This is a genomic window from Prosthecobacter sp. (genome assembly GCF_044373815.1).
Lineage (GTDB): Bacteria > Verrucomicrobiota > Verrucomicrobiia > Verrucomicrobiales > Verrucomicrobiaceae > Prosthecobacter.
The window spans coordinates 1-11102 of the sequence record NZ_JBIPNG010000200.1 but is presented as its reverse complement, the minus strand read 5'-3'; the positions used below and the strand labels follow the sequence as shown (position 1 = coordinate 11102).

The 11102-nt window shown below is 54.7% G+C and carries 9 protein-coding genes and 1 tRNA gene; 3 read left to right on the top strand and 7 right to left on the bottom strand.

The genetic code is table 11. The features are described from left to right. Window positions 1-1058, bottom strand: a 1058-nt coding sequence (locus ACIREA_RS16645) for a PVC-type heme-binding CxxCH protein (protein ID WP_397383421.1), incomplete at its 3' end; no start/stop codon positions are given. Window positions 1059-1335: 277 nt separating this feature from the next. On the opposite strand from ACIREA_RS16645, the gene araD reads away from it, so the two are divergent. After that, window positions 1336-3078 carry an L-arabinonate dehydratase gene (gene araD, locus ACIREA_RS16640; protein ID WP_397383420.1) on the top strand — a complete coding sequence of 581 codons (1743 nt, stop codon included), beginning with the start codon at window positions 1336-1338 and terminating at the stop codon, window positions 3076-3078. A 287-nt stretch (window positions 3079-3365) separates the two neighbouring features. Here araD and ACIREA_RS16635 read toward each other — a convergent pair whose 3' ends face one another. Continuing rightward, entirely contained in the window at window positions 3366-4262 is an 897-nt protein-coding gene (locus ACIREA_RS16635; RefSeq protein ID WP_397383419.1) for a hypothetical protein, read from the bottom strand. A gap of 376 nt (window positions 4263-4638) precedes the next feature. Here ACIREA_RS16635 and ACIREA_RS16630 point away from each other — a divergent pair. Then, a tRNA-Pro gene (locus ACIREA_RS16630) sits at window positions 4639-4712 on the top strand. 243 nt (window positions 4713-4955) lie between these two features. On the opposite strand, the gene ACIREA_RS16625 is transcribed toward ACIREA_RS16630, so the two are convergent. Then, the gene (locus tag ACIREA_RS16625) at window positions 4956-5393 is read right to left on the bottom strand and encodes a hypothetical protein (RefSeq protein ID WP_397383418.1); all 438 of its coding nucleotides are present in this window, start codon (window positions 5391-5393) and stop codon (window positions 4956-4958) included. 381 nt (window positions 5394-5774) lie between these two features. Here ACIREA_RS16625 and ACIREA_RS16620 point away from each other — a divergent pair, with 381 nt between their 5' ends. After that, the gene (locus tag ACIREA_RS16620; RefSeq protein WP_397383417.1) at window positions 5775-6665 is read left to right on the top strand and encodes a DMT family transporter; all 891 of its coding nucleotides are present in this window, start codon (window positions 5775-5777) and stop codon (window positions 6663-6665) included. 249 nt (window positions 6666-6914) lie between these two features. Here ACIREA_RS16620 and ACIREA_RS16615 read toward each other — a convergent pair whose 3' ends face one another. From ACIREA_RS16615 to ACIREA_RS16600, 4 genes are all read right to left on the bottom strand, one after another. Further along, complete coding sequence (locus tag ACIREA_RS16615) at window positions 6915-7595, bottom strand: type 1 glutamine amidotransferase domain-containing protein (RefSeq protein ID WP_397383422.1); 681 nt, start codon at window positions 7593-7595, stop codon at window positions 6915-6917. A gap of 119 nt (window positions 7596-7714) precedes the next feature. Then, a complete protein-coding gene (locus ACIREA_RS16610) occupies window positions 7715-8122 on the bottom strand; it encodes a hypothetical protein (protein ID WP_397383416.1) in 408 nt (135 codons plus the stop codon). Between the two features lie 299 nt (window positions 8123-8421). Then, window positions 8422-9360, bottom strand: coding sequence for a hypothetical protein (locus ACIREA_RS16605; RefSeq protein ID WP_397383415.1), 939 nt, complete (start codon window positions 9358-9360; stop codon window positions 8422-8424). A 30-nt stretch (window positions 9361-9390) separates the two neighbouring features. Further along, the coding region (locus tag ACIREA_RS16600) for a UvrB domain 3-containing protein (protein WP_397383414.1) at window positions 9391-11102 on the bottom strand (1712 nt) is incomplete at its 5' end.

Here is an 11102-nt window from a genome sequence, read left to right as displayed (position 1 = left end):
AGGACTTCTTCGTGGATGGCGTTGTCGTGGATGTTGCCGATGAAGGCGTGGCCGTGGGTGTCGGCGGGGTAGCGACCGCCTTGGTAGATCTGGATGCCGGCGTAGGCGGCGCGGAAGTGTTTATGCTTTACGATGCTGGGGAGGAGTTCGTAGGCGTAGGGGTTCTCAGGTGCGCCGCCCTGGCGTGTGTAGATGCCGCCGGGGGCCATGTGGAAGAAGTGGTCGATGACGCAGGCGCTGACGAAGAAGTTGCCTGCAGCGTCGTAGTCGCAGCCCCAAGGGTTGCTGGTGCCGTCGGCGAAGACTTCGAACTCCCATGCGCCTTCTTTTTCATGAGACGTGGGGCGGGCGCGGCCGATGCCGGCGTCGAATTTGAAGCCTTCTTTTTCGGACTGGCCGGGGCGGCGGACTTTGCTGTTGGTGAAGACGCCGTGGGTCATGTAGAGCCAGCCATCGGGGCCCCAAGTGAAGCTGTTGACGAGTTCGTGGGTGTCCTCGCGGCCGAAGCCGGTGAGGATGACGCGCCAGGCGTCGGGTTTGTCGTCGCCATCGTCATCGCGGAAGTGGATGAGGTGGGGCTGCTGGCCGACGTAGATGCCGTTGTCACCGCAGATGATGGCGCTGGCGAGGTTGAGGCCCTCGACGAAGACGGTGCGCTTGTCGGCTTCGCCGTCGTTGTTGGTGTCTTCGAGGATGATGACGCGGTCGCGGGGGATCTTTTCACCGAGTTTCGGCATCGGGTGATATTTGTCGTCCTTGGCTGCGCCGCCGAAGGGGCGTTGGTTTTCGGGGAGGGGCGTGCCTTCGGGGTATTCGTAGGCTTCGACGATCCAGAGGCGGCCGCGATGGTCCCAGGTCATGGCGACTGGATTCTGAACCATGGGTTCATGTGCGAAGCAGCGGACCTCGTAGCCTTCGGGCACGGACATTTTGGCGCGGGCTTCCTCGGGCGTGGGGCAGACGGTGGAGGCGGCGGCGCGTTCGCCTTCGAGCTCTTTGCCTGCGGCAAGGAGATTGAGGGTGAGAAGGCAGAGAGAGAGGGAAAGCAGCGGGCGCATGGTGGGTGCTTGGTTGTAGCAGAAATAACGAGGGCAGGACAAGAGCGATGTCGGACGCGGTTTGGGCGGAATCGGACGGGGGTACTGATTTCGCGGGAGGGGCGACAGGGTATTCGTTTTAGCGACAGAGGGGGCAGAGTTTAACCACGGAATACACTGAATACACGGAATCAGAATGGAGGTGCCGAGAAGAGAACGGCGGGAAACTGCGAGGACGATTTGACCGGGCGAAATCTGGCCTGTTAATGGGGGCGAATCTTGTTATTCCTATTTACCGATGGCCATTGAAAACACCCCTACTCGCAAAACTCCTGAACAACTCCGCTCCTGGCGCTGGTATGGCCGTGATGAACTGAGATCCTTTGGGCATCGCTCGCGCGCGAAGCAGGCGGGGTGGGGGAGTGAGGACATTGTGGGCAAACCGGTGATCGGGATTCTGAACACGTGGTGCGATCTGAACTCCTGCCACATGCACCTGCGACTGACGGCGGACGCAGTGAAGCGTGGTATTTTGCAGGCGGGCGGGCATCCGATGGAAATCCCGGTGATGTCTGCGGGGGAGATGCTGACGAAGCCGACGGCGATGTTTCACCGCAATTTTTTGGCGATGGAGACGGAGGAAATGCTGCGGGCGAATCCTATTGATGGAGCGGTGCTGCTGGGTGGCTGTGACAAATCCACGCCGGGGCTGCTCATGGGGGCGTTCAGCATGGACATCCCGGTGATCTACATGCCATGCGGGCCGATGATCAAGGGCAACTGGCGCGGCGACACGCTGGGCAGCGGCAGTGACGTGTGGAAGTACTGGGATGAAAAACGTGCGGGCAATCTGAGCTGGGAGCAGTGGTGCGAGATCGAGGACGGCATCGCGCGTAGTCCGGGGCATTGCATGACGATGGGCACGGCGAGTACGCTCACGGCTTTGGCTGAGACGCTCGGTCTTTGCATTCCTGGTGCATCGTCGATTCCGGCGGTGGACAGCGCGCATACGCGGATCGCTGCGGCGGCTGGCAGGCAGATCGTGGAGAATGTGTGGCTGGATCGCAAGCCGTCGGGCATCGTGAGCGAGCGTTCGTTTGAGAACGCCATCGCGGTGGACATGGCGCTGGGTGGCAGCACGAATGCGATTGTGCATCTGGTGGCGATGGCGGGACGGCTGGGCATCAAGCTGCCGCTGGAAAAATTTGACGAGATCAGCCGCAAAATTCCGCTGCTGGCGAACATGCGGCCTGCGGGCAAGTATTTGATGGAGGAGTTCTTCCTGGCGGGTGGTCTGCGTGCGCTGCTGAATGGCATGCGAGAGCTGCTGCACACGGATGTGCCGACGATCACGGGCAAGACGCTGGGTGAAGACATTGAGGACGCGATCATTCACAATGAGGATGTGATCCGCACGCCGGCGAACGCGCTGCAGCCGGATGGTGGGACGGCGATCCTGCGCGGGAATCTTTGCCCTGATGGGGCCGTGATTAAACACGCCGCGGCGACGAAGGAGCTGTGCACGCACACGGGGCCTGCGCTGGTGTTTGACAGCTATGCCGATCTCAAAAAGAACATCGATGACATGGATCTGGATGTGACGAAGGACAGTGTCTTGATTTTGCGCAATGCGGGGCCTGTGGGTGCTCCGGGCATGCCGGAGTGGGGGCAGCTGCCAATTCCGAAGAAGCTGATCATGCAGGGCATCCGCGACATGGTGCGGCTGAGCGACTGCCGCATGAGCGGCACCAGCTACGGGGCGTGCGTGCTGCACATCGCGCCGGAGAGTGCGGTGGGAGGACCGCTGGCACTGGTTAAGACGGGGGATTTGATTGAACTCGACGTGCCGAATCGCAAACTGCACCTGCATGTGAGTGATGCGGAGCTGGAGGAACGGCGTGCTGCCTGGAAGCCTGCGCCGGCGCGATACCATCGCGGGTATGCGAAGCTCTATGTGGAGCATGTGACGCAGGCGGACCAGGGGGCGGACTTTGACTTCCTGCAGTATGGGCCTGCGGTGCCGGAGCCGGACATCTTTTAAGAGGGTGGTCAGGGCGTTTCCGAGCTGTCATTAAATGTGATGTTGGGTGCGTCGGCTTACTCCAGGTGTATTCACGCGCTGATGGTCGGGCGGGCTGTCGCCACGCCCAACCTACGGGTGGCCGGCTTACTCGGAAACCGCTGCACAAGGAGAGAGGTGATGATCGGTGAGGGGCATTTGTTGAAAATGCGTGTGAAGCGGCCTAGCTTTGAGGCACAAAAAAACCTCCCGGCTTGCGCCGAGAGGTTAACCTTGAAAGATTTGAATCGTTCAGAGAACGACTTGAATTAGAAGCGGACGCTGAGGGTCACGCCGCCGTAGAGCACGGTGCTGCAAGCATTGTCAGGGGATCCGTTGAGTGGCAGGTTTTGGACGCCGCTCATAGGGATGTTCACTGCGATGTAGGGGGTCAGGGTTGCGCGGCTGTTAAGCTTGATCGGAACCTGGATGCCGGTGGTGATCGCCGTGAAGTTGGAGGTGTTGTTACGGCCCCATGTGCTGGTCACGCCCGTGTTGCGAGCGAACTGCCAGTTCATGTTGTGACCATAGCCAATGGTGGCGTAAGGGACAACGCTGATGGCGTCCGTGAGAGTGATGGTTGAGCTCGCGCTGAGGTCAACGTACCAGTAGTCGTTCACGAAGTCATAGTTCGCGCTGGAGGAGAGATTGATCGGACCAAGAGCCGTGGCAGCGCCAAGGCTGACTTCCTGACCGTCATTCATTCCACCGAGAGTGCTCAACACACCCATGTTGCGATAGTAACGATAGCCCAAGCTCAGAGAGGCCGGACCAAAGTCATGCGAAAGAGCAGCGCCAAGCTGCACGCGCTGATAGGAAGCATTGCCGGCACCGCCAGGCATGAAATGATCCTGGTCGCCTGCAAGGCTGCCGTATTGAGCATCCCAGAGGAGGGAGGTGCTGCCAGCGCCGTCTTCAGCTGCACCGCCGACGAGGAGGAGCGAGCCATTGAGGCCGGCACGGACCCAATGCTGTCCGAAGTTCAGACCGCGCCACACGTAGTTGGTGTCGTAGCCGAGGGAGGCGGTGATACCCAAGTCGTCGTTCACAGGAGGAGCGATGTATGGGTTTTTAGGATTCTTAGCAGGAGCGGAGGTTCCGGCCACAACGGGAGTGGCGGCCAGTGCCAAGAACCCCAGCGTTTTCAGCAATGCGTTCAATTTCATAGTCTGATCAGGTTGGTATTAGGTTGGTTGGGTTGAGGTCGGACACTCGCATGGATTGTACCAAAACATGGGTTTTGATCCAAATTACGTGAGCCGTTCAGCCCTCAAGATAGCGCGGCTACGGCCGCTGCAAAGCATTTTCGCATCATCTTGTTCTAACCATTCCAACCATTCCCTGAGTGCATTGCCTATCCAGCCTCATCCTACGGGCTGATTTTGGAATTTTATTTTTTTATCTTAGCGCGATCCTTCTGTGCCCGGGAAGCGGGCCATTTTCCAGCTTGCGTGCCCCCCTTGAGAGGCTACAAATCCTTTCCCGCCCACTGGATGGCAGCAATGCCGAAGGTGGAACCGCAAGTGTCAGCAATGACAAAGGCGGGCTGTGGCTCAGCCTGGTAGAGCGCTTCGTTCGGGACGAAGAGGTCGTGGGTTCGAATCCCGCCAGCCCGACTCTCTTGGTAACGTGTTTATTATGAGTGAATTGGGCGAAATTATCAGTTCTGTTTTCACTCTGCTCCGAACAAAACTCCGAACATATGCGACGATGTTCCTGCACATCTGAGGCTGTTATAATAAGGATCAAATGCCGCCAGGATCATGAACGACCCTGGCATCAAGAAGCAGGTCAAACGTCACTGGAAACGGCTGCAGGCGGAGATTGGAGCCTGGTCAATGGACGCCGGCTCTCTGCGGTCACTTCTTGACGGTCGCAGTTCCTGTCAGCCGTCCCGATGAATCTCTGAAGGTGATGGTGGTGCCTCTGACTGTGCTGGTGCCGGTCATTTTTCCTGATGAATCGCGGTAGGTGGTCAGTCCAGAGGATGATGTGGTGGCCGTTCCAGTGATTCGTCCTTGGGCATCTCGGCTTGTAGTAGTTGTTCCGTTGGTGCTCGAACTGCCGGTCGTTCTCCCCTGTGCATCCCGGAAGGTCGTTTTGTCGGTGTTCGATTGTGAGGCTGTTCCTGTGGTTCTTCCTTGGGCATCTCTGAAGGTGGTCGTGGTGCCTGATGTGCTGGTGGTTGTCGAGGATCTGCCCTTCTCGTCTCTAAGCGTGGCATTTTTACCAGCGAGAGTGGAGGAAGGATCAGCAAAGGCGAGGATGGGAAACAGGAGGACCAGAATCAGCATCATGGATGGCTTGGACGTCATTGGGCTGGAAATCTTCATTTCATGACTCGCTCAAAGCAGTGGTGCGCAGCGTTTAAGCCTGCCCGGAATGAGTAAACCATGGTTGACGGCATTACTGGAACCGGCCCCATGAAAAGGAGGCACAGGGGATCATGTGTGATGCAGTGGCGGAGATCTGATGTTCCCTTGCGCGAACTTGGGACTTCATGATTTGAGGAGGAGGAACCAGCGCCACGAAGCAGGTCAAATGTCACTGGAGAAATGGCCCAAGTCAGCTTAAACAGCTCCCGCCCTTAGATTTTTCACCAAACTGTCGGACATAAAGCTTCTGACAAACCAGCAGATTTGTGAATTATCTTCAATTTTAAGTCATCAGCACACGCCATGCCCACTTCAGCGTCACGGCTCAGCCTGATCCAATTGCACATTTCTGTGGCTCTGGCTGGTGGGGCTGGGCTTTTTGCCAAATTTGTCGCAGTGAGTCCAGCCCTTATCACATGTGGGCGAACCCTCTTTGGCAGTCTTGCTTTGGCTATTGCCGCCGTTCTGATTAAGTCGAGCCTGAGGCTACATAGGCGGAGAGACCTTCTCATGCTGGCACTTTCTGGAGCCATTCTCGCCGTGCATTGGTTTTCCTTCTTTGTCTCGATTCAGGTCTCCACCGTCGCCATAGGGCTGCTGTCGTTCTCAACATTTCCGTTGTTCGTGACCTTTCTCGAACCGTTTGTTTTTGGTGAGCGTCTGCATCGTTACGACGTTATCACGGCCTTGGTCGTTGTGGTCGGACTGGTCTTAGTGACACCGAATTGGGATATCAACGATCATTTGACCCAAGGGGTGCTGTGGGGAGTGCTCTCTGCATTCTCCTATGCAGTGCTTTCGCTTCTGATACGTTCGTCTGTGCGAGTATATCCCACGCTCACGGTGGCGTTCTACCAACAGGCTTTCGCCTCTCTTTGTATGTTGCCTTTGGCGCTGCGATGGCAGGAAATTCCCACCGGACGCGACATCGTTTTGCTGATCGTGTTAGGAGTTGCTTTCACAGGGCTTGCGCAAGGTTTGACCGTCGCGAGTTTGCGGCATCTGCGCGCTCAAACGGTGGGCGTAGCATTCGGCATGGAGCCAGTCTATGGGATATTGTTAGCGTGGCTATTGCTCAACGAGCAACCGACAGCGAGAACGCTTTGCGGTGGATCCCTCATTTTTTTCGCCGTGATATGGTCTTCTTTCAAGCACAGTAAATCGATGTCCACAAGTGGACCTAACCATGCGTAGCAGAGAACAGGTCTGTGCATGAGGATTTCCAAGGTGCTGTTGGCGATTGCAATGGTGCCGAAGGTGTTGATTTGATCGGTTGCAGTCATGTCGCCGGAGACAGAATCACTGCTCCTTCAGCTTCCTGAAGACTGACGCCTCACCGAAAAACGTATTCCAATCTGTTGCTGGATTTTCGAGAAGCTGTTCACTTCGGTGGTAAATAGCGTTTTCATAACAGGATTGGATGCTTGAAGGCGCAGTCTGGTTTTACGGCTTCAATAATTTAAGCAGGACTTTGGCGGCTTCGGCAGAAGAGGCGGGGTTTTGGCCTGTGATCAGCAGCCCGTCGGTTTGCACATAAACTCCCCAATCCGGGCCTTTGCTGTAATGTCCGCCCGCTTTCTTCAATTCGTCCTCCAGCAATAGAGGAACCACTTTGCTCAGCTTTACGCCTGCTTCCTCGGTGTCGGAAAACCCAGTCACGTTCTTTCCCTTTATCAAAAGGTCGCCATTGGGCAATTTGACGTTGAGCAAGGCACACGGCGCATGACACACCAAGGCTATGGGTTTGTTTTGTTGATGAAAGGCTTCGATCAAGGCGATCGAGTGAGCATCCTTGGTCAGATCCCACAAAGGGCCATGGCCACCTGGATAGAAAACCGCGTCATAATCGGAAGCCTTGACGCTGCTCAATTTCAAGGTGTGCGCGAGTTTCTGTTTGAGCGGTTCATCCTTGTCGAACCGCTGTGTAAATTTGGTTTGAGCCTCAGCCTCCTGGCTTTTGGGATCAATCGGCGGCTGCCCGCCTTGGGGCGAAGCCAGAGTGATCTCCGCCCCGGCATCCGCCAGTTCATAATAGGGGGCTGCAAACTCCTCCACCCAGAAGCCGGTTTTCTTGCCAGTGTCACCCAACTCGCTGTGCGAGGTTAAGACGATTAAGATTTTCATTACGATGAGATTGCTCATTGCTCGTGGTTCAAAGTCTGAGTCAGTTCTGCTGTGCGCATCGAGCAAATTAGCAGGAGCGCAGTTGCATGCACTGGGGTGTTATCCTACCCCCTCCAGACTCAAGCTAAAGCCAGCGACACTCTCACGCGATTCGGAGCAAGCCCAAACCAGTCCCATAATGGTTCTTTTTTGAATTGGTGCTGCAGATGCCATGTGATGAGCGCCCAAATGATCCCGATGCCATATCCAAGTGAAGCGCCAATTTGAACACATGCTTCAAGCGCAGCTATTGCCATACTCACATCACCAGTTTGAAAACCAACGAACAGGCTGACCACAGAGCCAACCAGTGAACCTGCAACCATTCCGATCTTGGCACATTTGTCAGCCGATGAGGCAAGAAAATCTGCCTTGTCCTTATCATCGACGAATTGGTAGATGATGCTTTTGCCATTCGTGAGTGCTTCCATCACCTCGCGAAACTTATGACCCGATGGAGGTTTGCCTTTTTCGATTTTGATCTTCATACCCGTGCAGATGATGTGAATAATTGCCGTTTCGTTTAGCAGCATTCGCCCAAGGACGGAAGCATATTTTCAATGGGTGCAATCGGTAGTGCATCCCTCCCGATCCCAGCAATATACCTCGACTCCCTTCGGCTTTGGGGTCAGTTTTTCTGCACCCTCGCCGACAAAGCCACTCAGAACAACACGCCTGACATCAGTTCTGGAAAGAACTGATTGGATGGCTTCTCGGATTTGTGCGTTCGTTGTCAGGGTTAGCATGTTGGCTCTGTGGGGGACAATCTTTTGAGAATCGAAAACCATCATTTCGGCGTAGCAGACATTGATGCTTCCGGGTTGACGAAGACCATGTAAATGACGTCAGGCGAAAGGTCACTGCCTTCTGACATGTTCAGAATTTTACAAGACTGAATCGGCTTCCAGTCAGGGTGCCTCATCAAGTTCGTGCTCCATTTTTTAGCGGCAGATCTCACTTTTGGCGAATCGTACATGCAGAGAAACTTGATGGCGGATTCTCGTTCGGCACGCTTGATCTTATTTTTCGATGGAATTTCACCTTCGCGCCTGTTTGGAGCTGGCTGTCCTAGCATTTGAAACACATCGGCAGTGAGTCCCTTGAGCTGAGCTGATCCAAATGTGTGGCTCTTGTTTACAGGGATGGTGCCTTTGATTTCTGCGATGATGTTTGGCTCATTTAGGTCAATATCAAAGCCGGAAGCGTTGGGATGGATATGGTTCACCTTCTTTTTCAGCTCGTCGTGGTCTTCGTCAGACATTGAAAATTGACGAGCAATCCAATCAACCATGGCAAAGGTCAATTTGAGCGTAATTATTTCGTGGACGCGAGCAAGCCCCTCCTTCAGACAGAGCAAATCATCGAAACTCAAACGGCCATAGTAATCTTCAAGGGGGATATTTAGCGTCGTCACAAGCGATGCATTGAATCTCTCACTGAGATCATGTTCCCTCAGATAATTGATTTCCCGCTTCTTTCCCTGTCGCTGAATCCTGGGTTCTGTTGACGTGGTTGGAAGCAAATGATCAAGGCCGATCTCGTTGATCATTTTACTTTTATGGCAACCAGCACATTGACTCTTCAGACGATGGATGTCTGAGACGCTGCGTATGCAAAGTGAATTAACCTTTTGTCTCGGATGAATTCCAAGATCGGATGAGATGCAGTCATCGCAAAGACCTGGCTTCGCGAGCAGTAAATCTTTGATTCGTTGAAGATTGGTCATGCCGGCAAGGATCCTACACGATGCACTTCGCTACGCAGCCTTCGACTTCTCCTGAATCGAGAGGATGCGCATGATGGTTTCGTTGAAGGCTTGTTTGAAAGCCTCATCTTGCCGCAACATGTAAAGCTCCATGTCGGTTTTACGCTGGGCCAGAACAGCTTGATTGATCAGCGCTTCCAGGGCGAGCTTCTTGTTCTGCTCATCTGGATTGTTGACCACCTGCTTTTCGTAGTCGGAACTTTGCTTCACACGCTCGACGATGTTCACCAGCTTCACACGCTGCTCGTCTGGTGTGGCACTCCACGCACTGAACCAGCGTTCATTGAAGGCGACGATAATCTCATCGAGTGGTGACTTCTCCTCCTCCCCGCCATGATGTCCACGCACGTTCGGGTTTTGCGGCTCCAGAGCTGAGGGGGCGGCATCCAGGACCACCTTCTCATTTAAATGCACACGCTCCAGGGCATAGGTTGAGAGGTCAACACTCTCCAGCAAAGCATCCAGCTCCTCCTTGTCTTTGTCCCTCACTTTGAGCTTGGGGATCAGGAATTTCAGAAACCAGTGTAGCTTTTCCCATTCAATCCTCTCAAAGGGAATGATGCAGGCGAGCTGACCATAGATCTTCACGAATTGCTTCGCTTTAATCTTGAAGTCGATTTTGTCGTCCTCGATTTCGATCAGATCAAAGCGGGCAACGACGTGGTCGATGATCGGATGCAGTTGCTCCACAGGAGCTTTCTTGAAGAACAGCTCATTGAAGTAGTCCACATCGAGCTGGTTGTAGATTTCTTCATCGTCCAGTGCTTCCTTCAAATCGTGCAGGACATTGATGTCAGTTGGCTCGCTCAGTGAGGTGGCCGTGTAAAAGGGATCGAAAGCAGCCTTGATGTCGGCGGCAGTGTTGTAGAAGTCGAGAATGAAGGTGTCCTGCTTGGCCATCTTCGGATTGCAGCGGTTCAAGCGGGAAAGCGTCTGCACGGCTAGCACGTCTTGGAGCTTCTTGTCGACGTACATCGTATGTAACAGAGGCTCATCGAAGCCGGTCAGAAACTTGTTTGCCACTACCAGCAGGCGGTAGCCGGGCTGCTTTAAGCGCTCACGAATCTCTTTCTCAGGGAAACCGTTCAGGCTGTCCTCAGTATGCTCGATACCATCCACTGTCTTCTTGCCGGAAAAGGCGATGATGGGCAGGAAATTGGCGTTTGCGGCCTCCAGTTCCTTGCGGATGGCATGGTAGTAACGGATAGCACATTCGATATTGCGCGTCACGACCATACCACGAGCCTGACCTTTGAGCTTCTTCGGTTTCACCACATGGTCCATGAAGTGATTCACCATCAGGGCTGCCTTGGTGCCGATCGTCTGCTTATGCGCCTCCACGTAAGAGCGAAGCTTTTTCTGGGCCTTCGCCGTCTCGAAACGCGGATTATCCTCGATGGACTTTTGCACCTCGTAGTAGCTCTTGTAGGTCGTGTAGTTCGCCAGCACGTCGAGGATAAAATCCTCCTCGATGGCCTGCTTCATCGAATAGAGGTCATGCGGATCAAACCCACCGCTTTCATTCTGCCTGCCGAACTTCTCCAAGGTCGCGGGCTTTGGTGTGGCCGTGAAGGCAAAGAAAGAGGCGTTCTTGCCCATCTTCCGCTTGCTCATCGCGGCCAGCATCATCTCCTGGTAGTCCTGAGGCTCCTCTTCGTCATCTGTCGCTCCGATTGCCTGATTAAGAGGAGCCTCAGGACTAC

What these genes read in the sequence shown, in the direction of transcription:
- ACIREA_RS16635 (WP_397383419.1), bottom strand. Translation starts at nt 4,262, where the DNA reads ATGAAATTGAACGCATTGCTGAAAACGCTGGGGTTCTTGGCACTGGCC.
- ACIREA_RS16605 (WP_397383415.1), bottom strand. Translation starts at nt 9,360, where the DNA reads ATGACCAATCTTCAACGAATCAAAGATTTACTGCTCGCGAAGCCAGGT.
- ACIREA_RS16625 (WP_397383418.1), bottom strand. Translation starts at nt 5,393, where the DNA reads ATGATGCTGATTCTGGTCCTCCTGTTTCCCATCCTCGCCTTTGCTGAT.
- ACIREA_RS16610 (WP_397383416.1), bottom strand. Translation starts at nt 8,122, where the DNA reads ATGAAGATCAAAATCGAAAAAGGCAAACCTCCATCGGGTCATAAGTTT.
- ACIREA_RS16615 (WP_397383422.1), bottom strand. Translation starts at nt 7,595, where the DNA reads ATGAAAATCTTAATCGTCTTAACCTCGCACAGCGAGTTGGGTGACACT.
- ACIREA_RS16620 (WP_397383417.1), top strand. Translation starts at nt 5,775, where the DNA reads ATGCCCACTTCAGCGTCACGGCTCAGCCTGATCCAATTGCACATTTCT.
- araD (WP_397383420.1), top strand. Translation starts at nt 1,336, where the DNA reads ATGGCCATTGAAAACACCCCTACTCGCAAAACTCCTGAACAACTCCGC.